The organism is Verrucosispora sp. CNZ293 (assembly GCF_002754655.1).
On sequence record NZ_PEFR01000001.1, the window covers coordinates 6,457,182 to 6,480,790 of the forward strand.

General features: G+C 72.9%; 17 protein-coding genes and 3 pseudogenes. 5 read left to right on the top strand and 15 right to left on the bottom strand.

The genetic code is table 11. The features are described from left to right. Window positions 1-43: 43 nt before the first annotated feature. The 3 genes from CLT74_RS30970 to lpdA all read right to left on the bottom strand — a co-directional run bounded on the left by CLT74_RS30970 (window position 44) and on the right by lpdA (window position 3,740). Complete coding sequence (locus CLT74_RS30970) at window positions 44-286, bottom strand: SbtR family transcriptional regulator (RefSeq protein ID WP_199172286.1); 243 nt, start codon at window positions 284-286, stop codon at window positions 44-46. A 190-nt stretch (window positions 287-476) separates the two neighbouring features. Continuing rightward, window positions 477-2,276, bottom strand: a complete 1,800-nt coding sequence (gene sucB / locus CLT74_RS29505) for a 2-oxoglutarate dehydrogenase, E2 component, dihydrolipoamide succinyltransferase (protein ID WP_099850818.1) — start codon at window positions 2,274-2,276, stop codon at window positions 477-479. Window positions 2,277-2,348: 72 nt separating this feature from the next. Next, complete coding sequence (gene lpdA / locus CLT74_RS29510) at window positions 2,349-3,740, bottom strand: dihydrolipoyl dehydrogenase (RefSeq protein WP_099850820.1); 1,392 nt, start codon at window positions 3,738-3,740, stop codon at window positions 2,349-2,351. Between the two features lie 179 nt (window positions 3,741-3,919). Here lpdA and CLT74_RS29515 point away from each other — a divergent pair, with 179 nt between their 5' ends. After that, window positions 3,920-4,249, top strand: a complete 330-nt coding sequence (locus CLT74_RS29515; RefSeq protein ID WP_099850822.1) for a dsRNA-binding motif domain-containing protein — start codon at window positions 3,920-3,922, stop codon at window positions 4,247-4,249. Window positions 4,250-4,298: 49 nt separating this feature from the next. Here CLT74_RS29515 and CLT74_RS29520 read toward each other — a convergent pair whose 3' ends face one another. Further along, window positions 4,299-5,870: a leucyl aminopeptidase gene (locus CLT74_RS29520; protein ID WP_099850823.1), complete on the bottom strand. Its 1,572-nt coding sequence runs from the start codon at window positions 5,868-5,870 to the stop codon at window positions 4,299-4,301. 162 nt (window positions 5,871-6,032) lie between these two features. Between CLT74_RS29520 and gcvT the strand changes: the two are divergent. After that, window positions 6,033-7,145, top strand: a pseudogene (gene gcvT / locus CLT74_RS29525) (glycine cleavage system aminomethyltransferase GcvT); the annotation flags it as partial. A 151-nt stretch (window positions 7,146-7,296) separates the two neighbouring features. On the opposite strand, the pseudogene CLT74_RS29530 reads toward gcvT, so the two are convergent. From CLT74_RS29530 to CLT74_RS29545, 4 genes and pseudogenes are all read right to left on the bottom strand, one after another. Further along, window positions 7,297-8,583: pseudogene (locus CLT74_RS29530) on the bottom strand (DUF2314 domain-containing protein); the annotation flags it as partial. 67 nt (window positions 8,584-8,650) lie between these two features. Beyond that, window positions 8,651-9,424 carry an adenosylcobinamide-GDP ribazoletransferase gene (locus tag CLT74_RS29535; RefSeq protein ID WP_099850827.1) on the bottom strand — a complete coding sequence of 258 codons (774 nt, stop codon included), beginning with the start codon at window positions 9,422-9,424 and terminating at the stop codon, window positions 8,651-8,653. Further along, on the bottom strand, window positions 9,414-11,354 hold the full coding sequence (gene cobU, locus CLT74_RS29540) for a bifunctional adenosylcobinamide kinase/adenosylcobinamide-phosphate guanylyltransferase (protein WP_099850829.1): 1,941 nt from the start codon (window positions 11,352-11,354) through the stop codon (window positions 9,414-9,416). The genes CLT74_RS29535 and cobU overlap by 11 nt, the downstream gene beginning before the upstream one ends. 96 nt (window positions 11,355-11,450) lie before the next feature. Continuing rightward, window positions 11,451-11,639, bottom strand: coding sequence for a hypothetical protein (locus CLT74_RS29545; protein WP_099850831.1), 189 nt, complete (start codon window positions 11,637-11,639; stop codon window positions 11,451-11,453). Window positions 11,640-11,857: 218 nt separating this feature from the next. Here CLT74_RS29545 and CLT74_RS29550 point away from each other — a divergent pair, with 218 nt between their 5' ends. Next, window positions 11,858-12,058, top strand: a complete 201-nt coding sequence (locus CLT74_RS29550) for a hypothetical protein (RefSeq protein WP_099850833.1) — start codon at window positions 11,858-11,860, stop codon at window positions 12,056-12,058. Continuing rightward, a complete protein-coding gene (locus tag CLT74_RS29555; RefSeq protein ID WP_099850835.1) occupies window positions 12,058-12,849 on the top strand; it encodes a site-2 protease family protein in 792 nt (263 codons plus the stop codon). Before CLT74_RS29550 ends, CLT74_RS29555 begins: the two co-directional genes overlap by 1 nt. A 60-nt stretch (window positions 12,850-12,909) precedes the next feature. Here CLT74_RS29555 and CLT74_RS29560 read toward each other — a convergent pair whose 3' ends face one another. Then, the gene (locus tag CLT74_RS29560) at window positions 12,910-13,908 is read right to left on the bottom strand and encodes an aldo/keto reductase family protein (protein WP_099850837.1); all 999 of its coding nucleotides are present in this window, start codon (window positions 13,906-13,908) and stop codon (window positions 12,910-12,912) included. Between the two features lie 44 nt (window positions 13,909-13,952). Next, window positions 13,953-14,618 carry a TetR family transcriptional regulator gene (locus tag CLT74_RS29565; RefSeq protein ID WP_099850838.1) on the bottom strand — a complete coding sequence of 222 codons (666 nt, stop codon included), beginning with the start codon at window positions 14,616-14,618 and terminating at the stop codon, window positions 13,953-13,955. 89 nt (window positions 14,619-14,707) lie between these two features. On the opposite strand from CLT74_RS29565, the gene CLT74_RS29570 reads away from it, so the two are divergent. Beyond that, entirely contained in the window at window positions 14,708-15,223 is a 516-nt protein-coding gene (locus CLT74_RS29570; RefSeq protein ID WP_099850840.1) for a quercetin 2,3-dioxygenase, read from the top strand. A 115-nt stretch (window positions 15,224-15,338) separates the two neighbouring features. On the opposite strand, the gene CLT74_RS30570 is transcribed toward CLT74_RS29570, so the two are convergent. From CLT74_RS30570 to nadA, 5 genes and pseudogenes are all read right to left on the bottom strand, one after another. After that, on the bottom strand, window positions 15,339-15,485 hold the full coding sequence (locus CLT74_RS30570) for a hypothetical protein (protein WP_158240300.1): 147 nt from the start codon (window positions 15,483-15,485) through the stop codon (window positions 15,339-15,341). 68 nt (window positions 15,486-15,553) lie between these two features. After that, window positions 15,554-19,672, bottom strand: coding sequence for a WG repeat-containing protein (locus CLT74_RS31650; RefSeq protein WP_486582677.1), 4,119 nt, complete (start codon window positions 19,670-19,672; stop codon window positions 15,554-15,556). Between the two features lie 491 nt (window positions 19,673-20,163). Further along, on the bottom strand, window positions 20,164-20,769 hold the full coding sequence (locus tag CLT74_RS29580; protein WP_099850842.1) for a DUF3043 domain-containing protein: 606 nt from the start codon (window positions 20,767-20,769) through the stop codon (window positions 20,164-20,166). A gap of 77 nt (window positions 20,770-20,846) precedes the next feature. After that, window positions 20,847-22,201, bottom strand: a pseudogene (gene murA / locus CLT74_RS29585) (UDP-N-acetylglucosamine 1-carboxyvinyltransferase). A gap of 227 nt (window positions 22,202-22,428) precedes the next feature. Continuing rightward, window positions 22,429-23,604 (bottom strand): quinolinate synthase NadA, encoded by a 1,176-nt coding sequence (nadA, locus tag CLT74_RS29590; protein ID WP_099853409.1) that lies wholly within the window; start codon window positions 23,602-23,604, stop codon window positions 22,429-22,431. Window positions 23,605-23,609: the final 5 nt, after the last annotated feature.

Consider the following 23,609-nt stretch of genomic DNA (forward strand, 5'->3'; position numbering starts at 1 on the left):
CCTGAGTGTCCCAGCGCCGGCCTGGGCGTACGCCGGTTTCGGATCAGTCCGCCCGGCGGTACCGCAGGCCGTCCATCAGCAGGTCGAGCAGGCGTTGGGCCTGGTCACGCTGCTCCCGTCCACCGGCGGCGAGCGAGACGCCGCTGAGCCCGACGAGGACGTCAGCGGGGTCGACGTCCGGCCGGATGGTGCCGGCCATGGTCCCCAGCAGCCGCCGGAGGTTGCGCTGCGCGCCGGCGCGCGACGGTCGGAATGCCTGCTCCGGCACGTACTCAGGCAACCTCACCACCCAACCCCTCACCCCGGACCGCACCTCCCCGTTGATCATGAAGTTGTTGTCATCCGCACCGGCGTGGCACGACAACAACTTCATGATCAACGCATCGAGGGGGTGGGGTGGGTGGGTGGGTGGGTGGGTGGGTGGGGGGCAGGGCGCCCCGGTCTGGGGGACCGGGGCGCACTGCTGTGGGCTGGGGTTAGAGGCCGAGTTCGGCTTCGAAGTTGCCGGCTTCCAGGCGCTCCTTGACGGCGGTCAGGAAGCGGGCGGCGTCGGCGCCGTCGATCAGCCGGTGGTCGTAGGACAGGGCCAGGTAGACCATCTGGCGTACGGCGATGACCTCGCCCAGATCCGGGTCGTTGACCACGACCGGACGCTTGACCACGGCACCCGTACCCAGCATCGCCGACTGCGGCGACGGCACGATCGGGGTGTCGAAGAGGGCACCCCGGCTGCCGGTGTTGGTGAGCGTGAAGGTCGCACCGGCGATCTCGTCCGGGCTGATCTTGTTGGTCCGGGTCCGCTCGGCCAGGTCGGCGACCCGCTTGGCGATACCGCCCAGGTTGAGGTCACCGGCGTTGTGGATGACCGGCACCAGCAGGCCCCGCTCGGTGTCCACAGCGATGCCGAGGTTCTCGGCGTCCGGGTAGGTGATCGTCCCGCCGTCCAGGTCCATGCTGGCGTTGACGATCGGGTACGCCTGGAGCGCCTCGATGGCCGCGAGCGCGAAGAACGGCAGGAACGACAGCTTGACGCCGTGCCGCTGCTGGAACGACTCCTTGGCCTGCGCCCGCAGCTTGGCGACCTTCGTGACGTCCACCTCGACCACGGTGGTCAGCTGCGCCATCTCGTGCAGCGACGACAGCATCCGCTTGGCGATGGCCGAACGGATCCGGGGCAGCTTCTCGGTGGTGCCTCGCTTGGCGCTCGGCTGCGGCTTGGCGGCCGGCTTGGCCGGAGCCCCGGCCGCCGGCTGGGCCGCCGGAGCCGGCGCGGCCTTGGCCGCCTTGGCCTTCTCGGCCGCGTCCAGCACGTCCTGCTTGCGGATCCGGCCGCCGACACCGGTGCCGTTGACCGAGGCGAGGTCCACGTTGTGCTCGCTGGCCAGCTTGCGTACCAGCGGCGTCACGTAACCGGCCGCCTGCTCGCCGCCGTTGGACGGGGCCGCCGCGCGCTGCGGGGCGGGGGCTGCCGGCTGCGCCGCCTGCTCGGCCTTGACCGGCTCCTGCGCCGTCTCGGCCTCGGCGGCCGGCTCGTTGTACGACATGCCGGGCGTCGGCTCGGACACCTTGGGCTCCGGCTCGGGCTCGGGCTTCGGCTCGGGCTCGGGCTTCGGCTCCGGCTTCGCCTCGGCCGGCGCGCCACCGGCGGCACCGACCACGGCCAGGGTCGCGCCGACCTCGGCGGTCTCGTCCTCGGCGACCTTGATCTCCAGGACGGTGCCGGCGACCGGCGAGGGGATCTCCGTGTCGACCTTGTCGGTGGAGACCTCCAGCAGTGGCTCGTCGACCTCGACGGTCTCGCCGACCTGCTTGAGCCAGCGGGTGACCGTACCCTCGGTCACGCTCTCGCCCAGGGCCGGCATCTGCACCGGGGTGCCCTCGCCCGACGGCGCCGGGGCCGCCTGCGCCGGCTGCTCGGTCGGCTCCTCGACGGCCGGCTGCTCCGCCTCGGCCTCGGGCTCCTCGGCCGCCTCGGCGGCCTGCTCGGCGGGGGCCTCCTCCTGCTGCTGCGGGGCGGCACCGCCGCCGGCCGATTCGCCCTCGCCGGAGATCACCGCCAGTTCGCTGCCGACCTCGGCCGTCTCGTCCTCACCCACCACGATCCGGGTCAGCACCCCGGCCGCCGGGGACGGGATCTCGGTGTCGACCTTGTCGGTGGACACCTCGAGCAGCGGCTCGTCGACCTCGACGGTGTCACCCTCCTGCTTGAGCCAGCGCGTGACGGTGCCCTCGGTGACGCTCTCGCCGAGCCGGGGCATGGTGACCGATACCGGCATGTTCTCCAGACTCCTTCATTTCCCTGGTGGGGGGAGCGTCGCCCGTCGCCGGACGTCGCGGGTACGTCGTGATCAGGCGTGCGCGTGCAGCGGCTTGCCGGCGAGGGCCAGGTGCGCCTCGCCCAGGGCCTCGTTCTGCGTCGGGTGGGCGTGCACGAGCTGCGCCACCTCGCCCGGGTACGCCTCCCAGTTGTAGATCAGCTGCGCCTCGCCGACCAGCTCGCCGACCCGCGCGCCGACCATGTGCACGCCGACCACCGGACCGTCCTCGACCCGCACCAGCTTCACGAAGCCGGCCGTCTTGAGGATCTGGCTCTTGCCGTTGCCGCCGAGGTTGTAGTTGTAGGTCTTGACCTTGTCAGCGCCGTACTGCTCCTTGGCCCTCGCCTCGGTGAGGCCGACCGAGGCCAGCTCCGGGTCGCTGTAGGTGACCCGGGGAATGCCCGCCTCGTCGATCACCGCCGGGTTCTGGCCGGCGATCTCCTCGGCGACGAAGATGCCCTGCTGGAAGCCGCGGTGGGCGAGCTGGAGACCGGGCACGATGTCACCCACGGCGTAGACGTTCGGCACGTTCGTGCGCAGTCGCTCGTCGGTGAGCACGTAGCCCCGGTCGACCTTGACGCCCTGCTCCTCGTACCCGAGGTCGGCGGTGTTCGGGCCCCGGCCGACCGCGACCAGCAGCAGCTCGGCCTCGACGGTGTCGCCGCCGGCGATCGTCACCTTCACGCCGTTGTCGGTCTTCTCGACCTTCTCGAACGGCTTGCCGACCTTGAAGTTGATCTTCCGCTTGCGGAAGGCCCGCTCCAGCGCCTTCGACGACTCCTCGTCCTCGGCGGCGACCAGCCGGGGCAGCGCCTCGATGATCGTCACGTCCACCCCGAAGGACTTCCACACGCTCGCGAACTCGACGCCGATCACGCCGCCGCCGAGCACGATCGCCGAGCTGGGGACTCGGTCCAGGGTCAGGGCGTGGTCGCTGGTGATGACCCGCTCGCCGTCGATCTCCAGGCCGGGCAGGCTCTTGGCGTACGACCCGGAGGCCAGCACCACGTTGCGGCCGGTGTACCGCTTGCCGTCCACCTCGACCGCGTTCGGCGCGACAAGCTTGCCGTGCCCCTCCACGATCGTGATCGACTTGTTGCCCTTGAGCATGCCCTGCAGGCCCTTGTAGAGCCGCGAGATCACGCCGTCCTTGTACGAGTTGACCCCCGCCATGTCGATGCCGACCAGCTCGGCCTTGACACCGAACTGCTCCGACTCGCGGGTCTGGTCGGCGATCTCGGCGGCGTGCAGCAGTGCCTTGGTCGGGATGCAACCGTTGTGCAGGCAGGTGCCCCCGAGCTTGCCCTTCTCCACCAGGGCCACAGAAAGGCCCAGCTGGGTGGCGCGCAGTGCGGTCGCGTAACCGCCGCTACCACCTCCGAGGATGACGATGTCGAAGGTTGCGTCGTTCGGCTCGCTCACGTCCAACTCCCAGGTCGCTTCGCTGCATCGGGGGTCACGGCGGGGTAACACGGACACACCCCACCTCGGCCATCTTGTCACCACCGCGTCGCACCCGCGTACCGAGGTGCCCAACGACACGTTGCCGCAACGTACCCTTGGCTCTGCCTTCGATACGCCACGACTGGGGAGACGGCTCGGTGGGACTGTTCCGGCGAAGCAAGCGATCACGCGCGGCTGACCCTGACCGTACGGCCAATCGTGCCGATCTGGAGCACCTTGAGAACTTCGTCCGTACCCGAAAGGGCGTCGAGGCGTACATCGAGCCCCGCACCACGGTCACCGAGACCACCGTCATCCTGATCGCCGACGACGGCGAGTGGACCCGGCGGCGGATCGACGGGCCGGACGGCGCGCGTCGATTCGCGTACCGGGTCAGCATCCCGATCTACGACGTGGCGTTGATGGGCTACCCGCAACGGATGCGCGACTACAACGAGCGCCGCAAACGCCGCCCCGAGCAGTACTGACCCGCCGGAGGGGCCCCTCACCGACAAGGAGGGACCCCGTGCGCACAGCTCAGCCGTTGGTGTCGACGTCGTCGATCAGGTGCAGCAGCGTACGGACCGGGACGCCGGTGCCGCCCTTGGTCCAGTAGCCGGTCGCCTCGCCCGAGTGGTACGACGGGCCGGCGATGTCGATGTGCGCCCAGGCGACGTCGTCGGTGACGAACTCGCGCAGGAAGACGCCGCCCTGGAGCATGTGACCGGCCCGGTCCATGCCCGCGTTCACCTGCGAGATGTCGGCGACGTCGGAGTCCATGCCCTTGCGCACGTCGTCCGGCAGCGGCATCGGCCAGGCGGGCTCGCCGACGGCGTCACCGGCGTCGCGGACCCGCTCACACAGCTCCGCCGTGCCCATCACGCCGGAGATCCGCTTGCCCAGCGAGACGACCTGACCGCCGGTGAGGGTGGAGGTCTCGAAGAGGTAGTCGCAGCCGTCGGCGCAGGCCCGGGCCATCGCGTCGCCGAGGATCATCCGGCCCTCGGCGTCGGTGTTGAGCACCTCCACCTTCTTGCCGTTGAACATGGTGATCACGTCGCCCGGCCGGTACGAGGTCCCGGACGGCATGTTCTCCGCCATCGGCACGTACCCGGTCACCGTCACCGACGGCTTCAGCTCTGCCACCGCCAGCATGGTGGCCGCCACCGCCGCCGCCCCGGCCATGTCGGACTTCATCTCCCACATGCCCTGCGCCGGCTTGATCGAGATGCCACCGGTGTCGAAGGTGATGCCCTTGCCGACCAGGGCGACCCGCTTGCCGGTGCCACCACCGTCCGGGGTGTAGGTCAGCTTGACCAGTCGCGGCGGGGCCTCCGAGCCCTGACCGACGGCGATGATGCCGCCGTAGCCACCCTCGCGCAGGGCAACCTCGTCGAGCACCTCGACCTCGAGGCCGGCCGCCCGACCGGCCTCGGCCACCGCGTCGGCGAAGGCCGGCGGGCGCAGCTCGTTCGGGGCGATGTTTACCCAGTCGCGGGTACGCAGGACCGCGCCGGCCACCGTCCGGGCCCGGGTCACCTCGGCCTGCGCCGCCGCGTCCGCCGCGTCCGGCACGGCCACCAGCACCTCGGCGACCGGCTCGCGGCGGGTCGGCTGCGGGCGGGTCTTGTACCCGGCGAAGCGGTAGCCGCCGAGCAGGGCACCCTCGGCGACCGCGCGCAGCGCGTCGGCGGCGTCGGCGTCGTCGGGCAGCGGCAGCGCCATCGCCACCCGCGCCGCGCCGGCCAGGGCCCGCACCGCGGCTCCCGCCGCCCGGCGCAGCGTCTCCGGGGCGGGTGCCGCACCACTGGGCTCCGCACCGAGGCCGACGACGGCGAGCACCGGCGCGGTCACCGTGCCGAGCGTCGCCAACTTGATCACCTCGCCCGGGCCGCCGGTCGCGCCGAGCAGCGCCAGCGTCTCGGTCAGCTTGCCGTCGAAGGCGGCGGCGATGCTCTCGGCGCCGCTGGCGAGCAACAGGGTGCCGGCGAGGCCGCTGGTGGCGTCCTGTTCGCCGGTCGTACTGTGCACGCCGATCACGATCGCGTCGACGGCGAGCTCGGCGGGGTCGGTGTCGACCAGGCTCAGGGTGGTGCTGGGCGATGTCACGGAGGCTGCTCCCGGGCGGGCCGGGCCGGTCGCGTGGTGGCGTACCGGCGGTGGAGTTCCCCAGCGGATGATTACCCGCCGGGCGTCATTGCTGCCCCGCCGGGTCATCCGGCGGTCCCGCCGATGCTAACCAGCCCGGTGCGTCCCGGTAAGTTGCCACCCATGACCGACGTGACCACCGACGCCGCCGCGACCCGGCTGCGTCGTTCTCCGCTGGGCGGCCGGCACACCGCGCTCGGCGCCAAGTTCGCCCCGTTCGGTGGCTGGGAGATGCCCCTGGAGTACGCCGGCGGCGGGGTGCTGCGCGAGCACACCGCGGTGCGTACCGGTGTCGGCGTGTTCGACGTGTCGCACCTGGGCAAGGTGCGGGTGACCGGGCCGGGGGCGGCGGAGTTCGTCAACACCTGCCTCAGCAACGACCTGGGCCGCATCGGGCCGGGCCGGGCGCAGTACACCCTCTGCTGCGACGAGGCGACCGGCGGTGTGGTCGATGACATCATCGCCTACCTGCACGCCGACGACCACGTCTTCCTCATCCCGAACGCGGCGAACAGCGCCGAGGTGGTCCGTCGGCTGCGGGCCGCCGCGCCACCGCAGGTCACCGTCACCGACGAGCACGAGGGGTATGCCGTACTGGCGGTGCAGGGCCCCCGGTCGGCGGAGTTGCTGGGCGGGCTCGGCCTGCCCACCGAACACGAATACATGAGCTTCACCTCGGCGACGCTCGGCGCGGTCGAGCTGACCGTGTGCCGCACCGGGTACACCGGTGAGCTGGGCTACGAGCTGGTGGCCCCGGCCGGCGACGCGGTAGCCGTCTGGGACGCGTTGTTCGCCGCCGAGCCGGCGCCGCAGGCGTGCGGGCTGGCCGCCCGGGACACGCTGCGCACCGAGATGGGGTACCCGCTGCACGGGCAGGACCTCTCGCTGGAGATCACCCCGGTGCAGGCCCGTTCGGGCTGGGCCGTCGGCTGGGACAAGCCGGCCTTCTGGGGCCGTGACGCGCTTGTCGCGGAGAAGGCCGCCGGTCCGGCGCGTACGCTGCGCGGCCTGGTCGCCGTCGACCGCGGCATTCCCCGCCCCGGCATGGCCGTGTACGCGGGCGACACCCGCGTCGGCACCGTGACCAGCGGCACCTTCAGCCCGACCCGGAAGCAGGGCATCGCCCTCGCCCTGATCGACACCGCCCCCGCCCTCCCCGACGGCGCCGAGCTGCACGTCGACATCCGCAACCGCCGCACCCCCACCCACCTAACCCGCCCCCCTTCATCCACCCCTCAGTCAAATAACCCACCCACCCACCCACGAACCCCTGTTGATCATGAAGTTGTTGTCGCGCCACGCCGGTGCGGGTGACAACAACTTCATGATCAACGGAGACGGGACGGGTGGGACGGGTGGGACGGGTGGGAGGGGCCGGGTGGGGGTTAGGGGGTGGGGGTTGGCCGGCGTCCAGGACGGCCTGGGTCCAGCCGCCTTCGATGACGCCGCTGGTGCCGAGGAGGGCCCAGTCGACGATGTCGGAGACCTCCACCACGACGGGGGAGCCGATCCGTACCGTGGGGTCGGTGTTGGCGTCGCTCGCGCTGGCACCGACGATCCGGTCCGGGGAGTCCCAGGTGGTCACGCCCGCCCAGACGTACTCCGGGCCGTCGTCGCCAGGTAACCCGTACTTGACGACAAGCTGTGTCTGCGGCGGCAGCTGGCCGTCGCGGAACCGGGACCGGATGTCCTCCAGGCCGGCGCGGGCGGTGGCGACCGCCTGGCTCATCGCGTCACCGGAGCGGGCGTACCGCACGTCGGGCTGGATGCCCGAGAAGAGGGTGGCGCAGGCGTTGGCGAAGTAGCGACCGGCCGGGCCGGGGTGCCCGGCCGGCGGGCGCAGGCTGAGGAAGGAGTCGGCGTCCGGGTCCGTGGCCGGGTCCAGCTCCAGGCGCAGCAGCACCGGTGCGGTCGCCCCGTGCTGCTCCGGATTGCCGTACGCCACCGCGATGTCGTGCCCGGTCACCGTGGCCAGCACCGGCAACTGGACGAACGCCGGGACGTCGTCGCCGGCCAGCCCGTCGGTCCAGTCCCGCAGCAGTCGCCGGGCGGCACCTGTCATCACCGCGCCCCAGGCCCGGGTGAGATGGTCGGGTACCCCCTGGGTCTGCAACTCCAGCAGGCCGAACCGGCGCAGTCCCTTCGTGGTGAACCAGAGTCCTTCGGCGTCCGACGAGTAGGGCACCAGCACCCAGTCGACAAGCCGGACCCGACCCTCGGCGTCGGGCAGCGAACGCAGCGCGGCGGCCGGATCCAGGAACTGCAGGCCGAAGACGTCGACCACGTCGCCGCCCACCGCCTCGGCGACCGCCGCGGCCACCGCCCGGGCGGCCCACTCGTGGGCGGGCGGCCAGCCCGGCCGGTACTCCGCCTGTACCACCACCAGGTGGGTGGCCGCGGCCAGCCGGTCCAGTTGCGCCTCGCTGGCCCCGAACGCGGTGAGCAGGTCCGGGGGCAGCTCGGGGAACTCGCCGACGGGCCGGGTGTCGACGCTCATCAGCGGGCTGTCGAGCATCTGCCGGGCCAGTCCGTACACCGGCTCGGCGAGCCGGCCGGCCAACCCCCGTACGGCCGTCCGCGCCGTCACCGACGGCAGCCCCGTCGTCGGCACCAGGTAGGTCGCGCTGAGCGACTCCGGGACCGGGACGGGCAGAAAATCGTCGGTGATGAGCATGTCGTCCCCCGGGTGGCCGCGCCGGTGCTGTCGTCGCAGGTACGCTACCCGCCGCCGTCGGCCCGGCTCAGCCGGACAGCACCAGTCCCAGGTAGACGAGCGTGGTGACCAGCTCGACTGTCGCGCCGAGCACGTCTCCGGTGATGCCACCGAGTCGGCGTACCACGTGTCGCAGCAGCCCGGCCGCGACGGCGAGTGCCGCCAGGACGACAAGCGGGCCCTGCCACGGCCGGTGCGGTACCGCCGCGACCGCCAGCAGCGCGACGGCGGCGGTGGCGACGGCCAGCGCGACCGGCCCGACACTGCCGGCGACCAGCGCACCCAGCCCTTCCGGACGCGCCGCCGGCACCCCACGTCGGCAGGCCAGCGTCACCCCGAGCCGCCCCGCCGCCGTGGCCGTCAGCACGGCCGCGACCGTCGCCGGACGGGACCGGCCGGCCAGCTCCGCCAGCGCCGCGGCCTGCACCAGCAGGACGAGCACCAGGGCGACCACGCCGAACGGCCCCACGTCGGGCTTCTTCATGATCTCCAGTGCGGCCGGCCCGCGTCGGTACGACCCCAGCGCGTCGACGGTGTCGGCCAGCCCGTCCAGGTGCAGTCCCCGGGTGAGCAGGGCGGCCGTCGCGACTGTCACCCCGGCGGCGACAAGCGGTGCGGTGCCGGCGTCCACCAGCAGCAGGACGCCGGCCAGCGGCACGCCGAGCAGCACGCCGACCGCCGGGGCCAGCGTCATCGCCGTACCGGCGGTGGCCCGATCGACCCGGCCGACCCGCAGCGGCAGGATGGTGAGGGTGGTGAGTGCCAGCCGCGCCCCGTCGCCGAGCCGGGGCTCAGCCGGCACGTGCGGCGGAGGTCTCCGCCGCCTCGGTGGCCGGTGCGGTGGTGGTCGGGCCGGGTCCCTCGGGCTCCGGCTCGTGGAAGTCGGGTTCCGGCTCCTCTACCGGGCCCGGCTCGTCGCCCTTCTCCTCGCTGTCGTCGTCGGGGCGGGACGGCAGCGCGGCGGCCAGTGCCAGCGCCGAGCGCAGCAGCGGCAGGACGGTCAGCGCGTTCGCCCCCTCACCGAGATCGAGCCGCAGCTGGGTCAGCGGATCCAGGCCGAGCACGTCGGCGGCCAGCCGGACCGCCGGATGACCACCGTCGTCGGCCAGCAGGCACCAGTGCCGGGCCTGCCCGGCGAGGTCCCGGCTGATCAGCGCGGCGGCCACCCCGACGGGACCGTCCAGCAGCACCGGCAGCCGGCGGGCGGTCGCCCCCAGCAGGATGCCGGTGGCGACGGCGAGGTCCCCGCCACCCAGCTCGGCGAGCACGTCCACCGCGTCCCGGGACGAACGACGGGTGCGGTGCAGGGCGTCGCGGACCGCGGCGCAGCGGGTCATCCAGGCCACGTCGTCGATCTGGCCACCCGGGGTGACCACCCGGGCGAGCACCGCGGGCGGTTCGGCGCCGGCGGTCGCGGCCAGCACCGCCGCGGCCGTGGCTTCGGTGCCGGCGCCGCACGCGGCCAGCACCAGCAGTTGTACGCCGGCCTCCGCCGCCTCCTCGGCCAGCCGCCAGCCGTAACGCAGGGCGGCGTCCACCTGCTCGGCGTCGAGCGCCGGCCCGTGCTCGACGGGCGCGGCGGCGGGGGCGTCCACCACCTGCAGGCTCGCCCCGCTCTCGGCGGCCAGCCGGGCGAGTACGCCCTGCCCGGCGCGGGCCTGCTCGGCCCGCCGCGCCGACTCGCCGGCCGTCGTGCCGGCGGCGACTCCGCCAGCGTGGTCGCCGTGCACCAGCAGCACCCGCACCGACCGCCACGGGGCCGGGGTGGGGGTGCCCTGGGTGGCGGCGGCGAACGAGATCACCTGTTCCAGCGCGCCCAGCCCGGTGCCGGGCAGGTCCAGGCCGGTCAGCCGGTCGACGGCCTGCGGGCCGGCGTACTCGTCGGGCATGGGCAGGTCCATGCCGGGCTGGATCACCAGGTCGGTCGCGGCCACCGGCAGGACCATGGTGGGCGCGGTCCAGCCGGTGTCGTCAGCGCCGGAGGTGGGCTCGGCGGGCACCTGCGGGGTGCTCACCGGCGGTGAGCCGGGCAGCGGCGAACCACCGGCTGTGACCGGCGCCCCGTCGGTCGGACCGGCCTGCGCGGGCACCGTGGCGGCGGCCGGGCCAGCCTGCCCGGGCATCGTGGCGGCGGCGGTCGACGGGGCGGCAGCGGCAGGTGTCGCGTCAGCGGATGCGGGGTTGACGACGGCGGACTTCAACTGGCACGGCTGACCGGCGACCACAAGCACCACCGTGTCGCAGGCGTCCGCGACGGCGCGGTTGACCGCGCCGAGGGCGTCGGTGAACGCCCGGCCCAGCGGTGTGGTGGGTACCAGGGAGAGCCCCACCTCGGGGCTGACCAGCACCAGCCGGGCGGCGCAGGAGCGCACGGCGGCGGCCAGTTCGTCGACGGTGGCGGTGTCGTCGGCCGGCTGGTGGGCCGGGTCGAGCAGGACTGTCACCCACCCGCCGAGGTCGTCGACGAGCAGTGTCTCCTCCGGCCGGGCGGTGGCGATCACGTCGGCGAGGCGGCGCGGGTCGGCCGCGGTCTCCTCGGTGCTCCAGGTCGCGGGTCGGCGGGCGCGGTGCGCGGCGAGCCGGGCGGCCCACTCGGGGTCGTCGCCCGCGTCGGCGGCGGTGGCCAGGTAGCGGACCGTGGGCGCGTCGGCGACCAGGGACTCGGCGAACTCCGACTTGCCGGACCGGATTCCACCGAGGACCAGGAGCGTGTTCCACCCGTCTAGGGACATGCTGCGTACCTTACGTCCAGCCGGGCGGCCGGGGCACCGCAGGTGCGTACGGCACCGTACCGTCGGCCCGAGGCGCGGTCAGTGCCGTTCGGGGGCCTAGTACCTGAAGTCGTTGGGGTTGACGTTCGCCGGCTTCGGGTCCTCCTGCCAGGCGCCCTCGCCGGGACGGGCCTGCAGGGCGTCGATCAGTTCCTCCCGGTCCATCTCCCGGGCCCCTTCGATGCCGCCGCGTACCGCGATGTCGCGCAGCTCCGCCGTGTCCATCTGCGGGATCGGTGTCGTCATTGTCGCCTCCGGTGCGTCGGTTTCCCCGAAACACATACCCGGCCGTGGCCGGGTCAGTCGCGGTGCCCGACGGTGGGTGCCGGTAGGCCGGCTGTACCCGTCCAGGCATCGGCACCCCTGTTGATCGACGCCCGTGGCCCGGTCGCCGGTCGGGCGGTACGACTACGCTGGCGGAGGTCCGTCCCATGGGGGCATCAGCGGCGAGGGGAGACGCGCACATGGCGTGGAGCTGGCGGTACGAGGGTGCGAACGGCGAGTCGGTCGACGGGCCGACCGAGTCGTTCGGCAGCCAGGCGGATGCCGAGTCCTGGATCGGTCAGACCTGGCGGGAACTCGCGGCGTCCGGCGTCACCTCGGTCGCGCTCCTCGAAGACGATCGGGTGGAGTACCGGATGAGCCTGCTGCCCGTGGCGGAGTGATGACACCCAGGGACTCCGAGCCGTTGGTGCTCGGGGTGCCCCGGGCGGCCTTCCGGCCCAGCCCGGTCTTCCTGGCGCTTGTCGCCCTGCTGGCGACAACAGCCGTGTTGACCTGGCACGGGATCGGCAACGTCCGGCTCACTGTGTTCGGCTTCGTCGTCTCCGGTTGGCTGGTCTCGCTCTGCCTGCACGAGTACGCCCACGCCGTGGTGGCGTACCGCAGCGGCGATCGGGGGGTGGCCCACCGCGGCTACCTGACGCTGAACCCGTTGAAGTACAGCCACCCGCTGCTGTCCATCGCGCTACCCGTGGTGGTGGTGCTGCTCGGCGGCATCGGCCTGCCGGGTGGTGCCGTCTGGGTGGACCGGCACGTCATTCCCGGGCGGTTGCGACACACCCTGGTCAGCCTCGCCGGACCGGCCACGAACGTGCTCTTCGCGCTGGTCCTCGTGGTGGTGCTGCGGCTCGGTGCCGGTGGCGGTGGGCCAGTGGAGTTCTGGGCGGCGGTGGCCCTGCTGGCCTTCCTCCAGATCACCGCCAGCATGCTCAACCTGCTGCCGGTGCCCGGGCTGGACGGCGGAAACATGATCCAGCCGTGGCTGAGTCCGCAGTACCGGCGGATGTACGACCTGTTCGCGCCGTACGGGTTCATCCTGCTCTTCGCGTTGCTGTGGAATCCCACGATCGGCGGTTGGTTCTTCACCGCCGTCTTCGCCATCGGTGACCTGCTCGGCCTGCCGCCCTGGCTGTACGTGACAGGTCTGGACCTGATCCGCTTCTGGCAGGGCTGAACACGGTCGAGGAGCTGTCCGCCCGACCGGTGTGCAATACCACCGGCCGGGCGGGGCGGGTCAGGGCCGCTCGGCCGGCGACTCGGTACGCGCCGGGTCCCGCTCGGTGACCGGGTCGACGATCTCGTCGATCGCCTTGAGCAGGCCGGCGTCGAGCTTCACGCCGGCCGCCTTGACGTTGTCGTGCACCTGCTCGGGGCGCGACGCCCCGATGATGGCCGAGGACACGTTGGGGTTCTGCAGCACCCAGGCGATGGCCAGCTGGGCCATGCTGAGCCCGGCCTGGTCGGCCAGCGGCTTGAGCTGCTGCACCCGGGTCAGCACGTCGTCGGTGAGCCACTTGGCGATGAAGCCCGCACCGGACTTCTCGTCGGTGGCTCGGGAACCGCTCGGCGGGGGCTGGCCGGGCAGGTACTTGCCGGAGAGCACGCCCTGGGCCATCGGTGACCAGACGATCTGCCCGAGGCCCAGTTCCTCGCTGGTGGGGATGACCTCGGCCTCGATGACCCGCCAGAGCATCGAGTACTGCGGCTGGCTGGAGACCAGCGGGATGCGCAGCTCGCGGGCGAGGCCGTGCGCCTCGCGGATCTGCGACGCCTTCCACTCGGAGACGCCGATGTAGTGCGCCTTGCCGGAGTGCACGACGTCGGCGAACGCCTCCATCGTCTCCTCCAGCGGGGTGCTGTAGTCGTACCGGTGGGCCTGGTAGAGGTCCACGTAGTCGGTACGCAGCCGGCGCAGCGATCCGTTGATCGACTCCATGATGTGCTTACGGGACAGGCCCCGGTCGTTGCGGCCCGGCCCGGTGGGCCAGTACACCTTGGTGAAGATCTCCAGACCCTCGCGCCGCTCCTGCTGGAGCGCCCGGCCGAGGACGTCCTCGGCACGGGTGCCGGCGTACACGTCGGCGGTGTCGAAGGTGGTGATGCCGGCGTCGAGGGCGGCGCGTACGCAGGCGAACGCCGCTTCCTCCTCGACCTGCGAACCGTGGGTGATCCAGTTGCCGTACGAGATCTCACTGACCATGAGGCCGGAGCGGCCCAGGTGTCGGAATTCCATGCTTCGACCCTAGCCCGCCCCGGTGAACCGGTCGGCGGCGGTGATCAGTCGAGGTCCGCCAGCAGTGCGTGGCGCAGGGACCGGCCCAGCCAGCACCGGAAGGTCGGCTCGTCCCAGCCGCGCTCCAGCACCAGTGCGCCGTAGTGTGCCGGGTCGTTGTAGAACCACACCTCGTCGATGGCGGCCTCGACATCGGAGCCCTGGCGGATCTGGGCGTCCAGGGCACGCAGCCGCTCGACCACCATCGTCGCGCCGAGCCGCCGGTTGCGCAGCAGCGTCTGCCACACCTCGGCCACCTCGGGGCTGCCGTCGGCGGCCCGCCGGACGGTCTCGAACACCCGAGCGGTCCGGGCGCCGATCAGGGTGCAGACCCCGGCGTACGCGTCGAGCACCTCGCCACCTGTGGCCGCCTCCCAGACCGGCCGGTACCAGGGACGTTGCGCCACCGGCACCGGCTCGTCATCGCCGGCGAGCGCCTCGTCGAGCACCTGGCGCAGCAACGCCGCCTTGGAGCCGAACGCGGCGAACACGGTGGGTCTGGCCACCCCGGCGGCGGCTGCCACATCCGCCAGCGACGTGCCGGTGTAACCGCGCGCGACGAAGAGCTCGGTCGCCGCCGCGACCACGGCCTGCCGGGTGCGGCGGGCGTTCTCCTCGCGGAGCCGGGACCGGTACCGCCTGGTGGGTTTTCCGTCCTTGACTTCATCCATGGCGTCGTCATACTAGCAATGTATTCACTAGACTCATAGCTATCCAATAGCTGACGTCCATTGAAGTTGACCGGCCCCTGGGAGGCACCGTGTCCGTTCACCCGTTCGTACTCCGGCCCGACGAGGGAGAGGCGCACTGGTTCCTGGGAAACCTGGTCACCGTGAAGGCGACAGGCGCACAGACCGGTGGGCGGCTCACCGCTGTCGAGTTCGTCAACCCGCCCGGCTTCGCCCCGCCGTTGCATCGGCACCAGGTCGAGGACGAGATGTTCTATCTGCTGTCCGGCACCGCGACGTTCTACTGCGACGAGACGGAACTGAACGCTGGGCCGGGCGACTTCGTGCTGCTCCCGGCCGGGCTGCCGCACACCTTCGTGGTCGGTCCGGACGAACCGCTGCGGGTCCTGCAACTGACCACTCCCGCCGGGTTCGAGGAGTACGTCGCCGAAGTCGGGGTGCCCGCTGTCGAACGTCGACTACCCGACCCGGCACCTATCGATCCGGCCGCCCTCGGGCACGCCTCCGCACGGCACGGGATCGAGCTGCTCGGACCGCCACCCGGTCAGCAGCCGGCCGACCAACCGACGAACCGGCCGGCGCGGTGACCCCCCGCTGCGCACGCCGAGACGGGTCACCTCCCGGCCGGGCAGGTGACGGCCGGCGGCGGAACCGGAACACCGACCCCGGTCACCGGCGGGCACCCGACCCGGGCACCTCCGGTCACCGGCGCGCACCGGGCTTCGGCAGCGGACGTCGTCGCCCGGGCCGGATCGGCCCCAAGACCGGGCAGGCCCGGCTGACCGGCACCTTGTCACGGTCGCCAGCGCCGGGACGCAGCACCACGAACAGCGCGACCGACACCAGCATCGCCTGATCCGGCCGGGACCTGCCGACACCCGTGGTGGTGCGGCAGCGGCCCGGTCGGGCCGCCGGCCTCAGAGCACCGGGTTGGCGTCGGCGAGCAACCCGTCGATCTCGGCGACGACCGCGCTCGGGTGGTGGAACATCGGGTCGATCAACGACTCGCCGCGTCGGTCCAGCGCACCCCAGTTCCCGGCGCTGTTGGTGGCCAGGAAGGCGACCGGGTGGATCAGCAACGCCGGGTGCGCCGGTGTGACGATCACCTGCCCGCCACGATCCACCACGCCCTTGCGGCCGGCCAGGTCCACCACGGCCAGTCCCTCCTCGGTGAAGCCGTCGACGTAGTGGCCATCGGCCAGGGTGGTGTGGAAGCCGTGGTAGCGGGTGGGCACCACGATTCGGCCGGTGCGGTCGACGGCGCCCCAGCCCTCCCGACGTACCACCGCCACTCCCTTGTGGAAGGGCCGGACGTCGGCGAAACCCGGCGGCACCGCCACCTCGCCGGTGGTGTCGACAGCGTGCCAGCCGCTCTCGTCCCGCACCACCCAGGCCAGGCCGTCGGAGAACGGCCGAGCCGCCAGGTAGGTCGGCCCGAGCACCGTCTCGCCGGCCAGGTTGATCAGGGACCATCGGTCGGTCTGCGGTCCGCGTACCCAGGCCAGGCCATCCCGGAACGGCTGTGCCTCGGCGTACCGGGCCGGCACCACCATGTCACCGTCGGCGTCCGCGTAGCCCCACAGACCCTGGCCGCCGTCGCGTGCCGGCACCGGCGTCCGGTCCCGCTCCAGCACCTCGTCCCAACTGCGCGGGTACGGCCCGAAGCCGCCCTCCTCAGCTTTGGCGGCGACCGCGTCGAGACCGGTACGGACCCGGGCCAGCAGTTCGGCGTCCTGCTCGCCACGCAGGTCGAGAGCCCGCTCGAAGTGATGGCACGCCTCGATCAGCCGGCCCTGGTCGTAGCAGCAGCGGGCGGCGTGCTCGTGCAGTGCGGCGCGCAGCCGGTCGGGTAGTTCGATCGAGTTGGCCTCCGCGAACAGCCGGTCGGCCTCGGCGAACTCGCCGCGCCAGCGCAGTACGTGCGCCAACCGGGCCTGGGCGAGCGCGGCCCGGCGTAGTTCCCCGGTCGCCTCGGCGTAGGTCAACGCCATGCGACCGTCGGCCAGCGCGTCGTCCAGGTCGTCGAGGACCCGTGAGGCCACCGCACGCAGGCTCAGCAGCCGGGCCCGGGACCTGTTGTCCAGTGCCGTGGCGAGCTTCTCGGTGAGCCGCTGCCGGACCTCCCGCAGCTCCTCCGGGTCGTCCACCAGCTCCCGCAGGGTCACCGGGTCCAGACGCCAGCGGAAGCTCCCCAGCACCTGCTCGGGATCGGCTGGCGACTCGGGTACCGCCTCGCCGTCGTCCGGGTCGCCGGGGACCGGCCCGTCGTCGGCCGGTGGGCCGGACACGGGCGAGGTGGCGAGCACGGCGTCGCCCGGGGCGATGTCCGGACCGGGCGGCATCCGGTCGTCCAGGTCACCGGGCTCGGCGTGGTCCGGACGCTCGGTGGTGTCACCGGCCCCGCTGGCGTCGGGGTCTGTGCGGTGATCGCCGGCCGGTACCGGATCGTCGGCCGGCAGGGTGCCAGCCGGCGGTGCGGAGACCGGCGGAGCGGAGAACGGCGGTGCCGACACCGGCGGTGCGGAGACCGGCAGGGTGAGGTCGGGCTCGCCGGGCGGTACGGACACCGGCGGTCCGTACGCCGGCGGCGCGGAGACCGGTGGCGTCGACAGCGGCGGCGCGGAGACCGGGGCCGCAGCTGTCGGTGGTGCCGGCGGTGTGCTGACCGGCCGTTCGGCCTGTGGCGGTGCCGAGACGGGGGCCGCCGAGGCCAGTGATGCGGGGACGTCTACCTCGCCGGGTGGCGCGACCTCAGGTGGTGCGGAGAGGGCGTCGGCGAGCGACTCCGGGGCGGGCCGTGCCGGCTGCCCCGGTGGCTGTGTGTCGATGGGCCCGGCCGGTGTCGGGGAGGGCGGCTCGGCAGCCGACCCGAACCAGCTCTGCGGGCCCTCGGAGGCTGGCCGGGCGGGCGTCGGCGTGGTCGGTTCCGGTGCCGGGGGAATGTACCGGGTGGGCTGGCGGGCCGTCGGTGTGCTCGGCGCCGCCGGGCCGCCGCCGGGCCGGTCGCCCTGGGCTGCCGGCGGCGGGCCGAGCGGTGCCTGGTCGTCGATGGCCGGCTCGAACGTCCGCTCCGCCGGCGTGGGGACAGGTGGCCGGCTCGGCGGCGCGGAGACGGGTCGGGGGGCCGGTGCGGGAGCGGGCGGCTGGGTGGGTGGTGCGGAGACCGGGCGGTGGGCCGGTGGTGCGGAGACCGGCGGTCGGGTGGGTGGCGCGGAGACCGGCCGGGCGGGTGGCGGGGCGACGGGTGGCGCAGCGGCCACCGTGGGCACCGGCGTCGGTGGTGGCGAGGCGACGACCGGCTGGCCCTGCAGGGGCGCCGGCCGGACCTGGTGCTCGTGCAGCGGCGCGGGGCGTACCTCGTGCTGGTGCAGTGGCGCCGGTCGGACCGCGTCCCCGGTGGGCGGCCGATCGGCACCGGAGTTGGCGGCGGGCCGGTCCCCGCCGGGGAGGTCGGTTCGGCTCCGGTCGGGGCGCCCAGTCCGGTCACGGTCCTGGCCAGGGTGGCGTGGATCGCTCCGGTCCCCGGCAGCGGCGGCGGGACGGCTCCGGTGCGGGTGAGCGACCTCCGGCTGGTGATGCTGTGGGGCGGGGGAGACCGGACGGGCCCGCCCGGCCGCGGGAGAGACCGGACGGTCCTGCTCCGGCGCGGGCGAGACCGGGTGGTCCGGCACCACCGACAGATGACGGCGGCGCGGATCCTGATCGGGTGCCGCCGAGACGGGCCGGTCCGGGTCGGGCCGCGCGGCGGCTGGCCGGTCGTCGAACCGCTGGGGGCCGGGAGCGTCCGGTACGGCGCTGGGCCGACGGTCGCCGTCCCGCTCCTGGGGGGTTGGCCGCTGGTACTCGCGATGGTCCCGTCCGCTGCTCGGGCGCAATGGTCCGGGTGTGGGCCAGGGCAGGTCGCCGCGCTGCGGAGCGTCGTACGCCTGCTGGTCAGATGTCGACGGTTCCGGGCGACCCCGTCGGCGGGCCCGGTCCGAGGGGGACCAGTCGTCGGACGCGGTCGGTACCGGTTCGTCGTCGACGAATCCGTCCGGGTACGGCGCGGCGTCCGGGTCTCCGCCGCCGACGAACTCGCTGCGGTAACCGTCGACCACCGGACCGTCGCTGCGGGTCGGCTGCCCGGGGTGGTGACTCCACTGGTAGCGAGGGCGCTGGGCGGCGTCCTCGGACGCACGGCGGTCGGCTCCCTCGACCGGGCGCTGCCCGGCAGCCGGCCGACGCGTCTGCTCGTCCTCCTCCGCCACCCAGCCGGGCTCCGGGCGGGGGGCGGGGGACACCGGTGCGCCACGCCGGTACTCGTCGCGCCCGGTCGGCTCGGAGCGGCGCGGCCGATTTGCGTACGGGTCCGGTTCGCGCTGGCCCGGCCGCTCGGGTTCGGGTCGCGGATAGCGGTTGTCGCGGCGGTCCGGGTCACGCCGCTCGGGCTCCCGCCGGGCGTGGCGCTCCGGGTCGCGGCGGGCGTACCGGTCGGGGTCGCGCTGATCGCGGGGGCGGTCCGGGTCACGGCGCTCGGGGTACCGGTCCGGGTCGCGCTGGTCGCGGCGATCGACGTACCGCTCCGGGTCGCGCTGGTCGCGGCGGGCGGACGCGCCCGTACCGGCGGCCTGCGGTCCGAAGTCCGACCAGGTGACCCCGTCGCGACCCCGCGCCGGCTCACCGTACGACGACCGCCGTCCCTCGGGCCGCGCCTGCTCCGGCCGGGAGCCGGACGGCACCGACCTGTCGTACGGCCGCGAGCCGTTGCCGTCGGCGGGTCGGCGGTCGGGCAGCTCGTGCCGGCCCGGCCAGCCGTCCGGTTCGTCGTCCCAGGACCGACCGACGTACGTGCCGTCGGGCCGGGTCGGCGCGAGCGGCGGCACCTCGGCGCGTCCGACGGCGCTCGCTCGACCTCGGGCGGGAGGTGGCTGGTGCTCGACCCCGATGTCACCCGGATAACGCTGGCCCGGGAACTGCGGCAGCCATTCACTCGTCGGCTCGACGACCCAGGATGGCTCGGCGGGATCGTGCCACCTGTCGGCGTAGCCGCGACTCATCCGCAGGACCTGTCGCTGCGGCCGGGACGTCGCCGGGCGGCGGTGCTGGCCGCGACCTGGGGAGTTGGTGCCTGCGCTGCGGAACCGCGACGACCAGACCGTGCGGTCCGGCCCGTGCCGGAACCCCGGGCCGGCGTCCGCTCGCTCACGGTCGCGCCCCGGTGGTCGGCTCGCGTCCGCTCGCTCACGGCGATGTCACCTCGTCGGAAATGGTCGCGCTGGGCACCCCGGGAAGCCGGCAAAATCGCTTGTCCGGGCACCGAATGGCTGCGCAAGGAGGGTAGCGGCGCGGGCTCGGTCACCGCCACTGCCGCACCCTCGTCAACCCAAACGTTATCCTATTGATCCGGACATTTATCGCTATGCCGGTATCGGACTTCCGACGATCCCGTACCCACCGTCAGCCGCTCGTCGCCGAGGCCCGGCGGCTGGTTCGAGATGCTTCGACAAGCGCGAGCGCGATGCCGGGCCGGTTGGCTGTGCGGGTGCGGTCAGACCTGGTCGCCGATGGCGACCCGCGGCGCCGGGGTGCGCAGCTTGCGGAAGGTGATCGCCCGCATGATCGCGTAGACGTACAGCGACCCCATCCGCTGGGTGGACTTCGGGAACCGCTCGCGGACCAGCTTCTTGATCTTGCGCGAGATGAGCACCGAGTCGACCACCACACCCAGGGCCAGCGCGCCCCAGAGCAGGTTGGAGGCCAACCGGATCACCGGCGGCATCGCCTGGTTCGAGCCGATCAGCACCACCAGGGCGCCGCCGAAGAACCAGGTGCCGACGGTACGCCGGGAGTCGACCACGTTACGGGTTAGCAGTCGCTCCGGACCCCGGTCGCGGGGGCCGCCCTCACGCCGGAACTCCGCCGCCGCCTCGGCGCGACGTTCCCGACGCAGCGCCTTCGCCTCGTCCTTGCTCAACGGCTTGGTCGCACCGGCGGGGCGGCGACCGGTGACGGGTCGCTTCGGCGTCTCCCGCCCCTTGGCCGGGGTGTAGGCACGGGACCGGGCCGCCTCGGCTGCCTCCTCCTCCGCCGGGGTCAGCGGCTCGGTGGCGGGATCGGCGAGGTCGGCGGACTTGCGACGAAACAGCGACGGCACGCGGCAAGGGTAGCCAACGCCGCGCGCCCGGTGCACATCGCGGTGCGACGAACGCGCGGCGGGTGCCGTCGGTCGAGCTACGGCCGCTCCACCTGCGCGCCCAGATCGGCGAGCTTGGCCTCGAAGTCCTCGTAGCCCCGGTTGATCAGATCCACCCCGTAGACCCGGGAGGTGCCCTCGGCCGCCAGCGCGGCGATCAGGTGGCTGAAGCCCGCCCGCAGGTCGGGAATGACCAGGTCGGCGGCGTGCAGCTTGCTCGGGCCGGCGATCACCGCGGAGTGCTTGAAGTTGCGCCGGCCGAAGCGGCACGGGGTGCCACCCAGGCAGTCCCGGTAGACCTGGATGTTCGCGCCCATCGAGTTGAGTGCGTCGGTGTAGCCGAGCCGCTGCTCGTAGACCGTCTCGTGGACGATGGACAGGCCACGAGCCTGGGTCAGGGCCACCACCAGCGGCTGCTGCCAGTCGGTCATGAAGCCCGGGTGCACGTCGGTCTCCAGCGCGGTGGCCTGGAGTTCGCCGCCCGGGTGCCAGAAGCGGATGCCACCCTCCTGGCCCGGCTGTCCCGGCCGAGGCGGACGGGTGTCGGTCACCTCGTACTCGCCGCCGACCGAGCGGAAGACGTTCAGGAAGGTCATCATGTCGGCCTGCTCGGCACCGAGCACCTCGACGTGCCCCCGGGTGGCCAGTGCCGCCGCGGCCCAGCTCGCCGCCTCGATCCGGTCCGGGATCGGCCGGTGGGTGTAGCCGTGCAGTTTCGGTACGCCCTGGATCTCGATCACCCGGTCGGTGTGCACCTTGATGATCGCGCCCATCTTCTGCAGGACACAGATCAGGTCGATGATCTCCGGCTCCACTGCCGCGTTGCGCAGCTCGGTGACGCCCTCGGCCATCACCGCGGTCAGCAGGACCTGCTCGGTCGCGCCCACGCTGGGGTAGGGCAGCGCGAACTTGGTGCCGTGCAGCCCGTTCGGCGCGGACAGGTGCAGCCCTTCGGGGTCTTGTCGACTGTCGCGCCGAACTCCCGCAGCGCCTGCAGGTGGAAGTCGATCGGCCGGGGCCCGATGTGGCAGCCGCCGAGGTCCGGAATGAAGGCGTGCCCGAGGCGGTGCAGCAGCGGCCCGCAGAACAGGATCGGGATCCGGCTGGAGCCGGCGTGCACGTTGATCTGGTCGGTGCTGGCGCTCTCCACGTTGGCCGGGTCGAAGACCAGCTCGCCGTCCTCGTCGCCGTCGGTGACCTTGACACCGTGCAGCCCGAGCAGGCCCCGGACCACCTCGACGTCGCGGATCTTCGGCACGTCGAACAGCCGGCTCGGGCTGTCGCCCAGCAGTGCGGCGACCATCGCCTTGGACACCAGGTTCTTCGCGCCGCGCACGCGGATCCGCCCTTGCAGCGGCGTGCCTCCGTGTACGACCAGGACGTCGTCGGTCAACGCAACCTCCAGCGCGTGCGTGCTGCCGTTTCGATGGATGGACACCACCGGTTCGCTACCCGGAGCGGGGGCGCGCCCAAACGCTCCGCGCCCGCGTGTGTCGTCGCCCGGCAGCATAGCCCTCCGTGATGAGAATGGATCCGGTCACACCGCCTCGGAGGGCATTTATCGGTGATCCGGCACTTTCGCGTACAGTGGGCGTCACGGAGGGTGATGCCCTTTGCGGGTCAGGCGCCGGGCAGCGCGAGCATCTGGTCCAGCGCCACCCGGGCGTGATGCGCGGTGGCGGCGTCGACGGTGATCCGGTTGACCACCCGCCCGGCGACCAGCTCCTCAAGCGCCCAGACCAGGTGTGGCAGATCGATCCGGTTCATCGTCGAGCAGTAGCAGACCGCCCGGTCCAGAAACATGATCTGCTTGTCGGGGTGGGCCAGCGCGAGCCGGCGGACCAGGTTCAGCTCGGTGCCGACGGCCCATGCGGAGCCGGCCGGAGCGGCCTCGATGGTCCTGATGATGTATTCCGTCGAGCCGACCTGATCGGCGGCCCGCACCACCTCGTGCCGGCACTCCGGGTGCACCAGCACGTTGACGCCCGGCACCCGCTCCCGGACGTCGTTGACGCTCTCCAGGGTGAACCGGCCGTGCACCGAACAGTGCCCGCGCCAGAGGATCATCTTCGCGTCGCGCAGCTGCTCCGCGGTGAGCCCGCCGTTCGGCTTGTGCGGGTCGTAGAGGACGCAGTCGTCCAGGGAGAAGCCCATCTCCAGCACGGCGGTGTTGCGGCCCAGGTGCTGATCAGGCAGGAAGAGCACCTTCTCGCCCTGCTCGTACGCCCAGTCCAGGGCCCGCTTCGCGTTCGACGAGGTGCAGACCACGCCGCCGTTACGCCCGACGAAGCCCTTGATGTCCGCCGAGGAGTTCATGTAGGTGACCGGGACGGTCCGGTCCGCCAGGCCCAGCTCGGTGAGCACGTCCCAGGCGCTCTCGACCTGCGGCAGTGCGGCCATGTCCGCCATCGAGCAGCCGGCGGCCAGGTCGGGCAGGACGACCTGCTGGGTGTCGGAGGTGAGGATGTCCGCGCTCTCGGCCATGAAGTGCACGCCACAGAAGACGATGTACTCGGCCTGGGGACGGGCGGCGGCCTCGCGGGCCAGCTTGAACGAGTCGCCCGTCACGTCGGCGAACTGGATCACCTCGTCGCGCTGGTAGTGGTGACCGAGCACGAAGACCCGGTCGCCGAGTGCGGCCTTGGCCGCCGTCGCGCGGGCCACCAGGTCGGGGTCACTCGGTGCCGGCAGGTCACCCGGACACTCCACGCCACGTTCGGTGGCGGGGTCGCTGCCGCGGCCGAGGAGCAGCAGCGCAGTGGCGGTGTTGGAGGGCTCAGCCCAGGTCGACGTCACGCCCT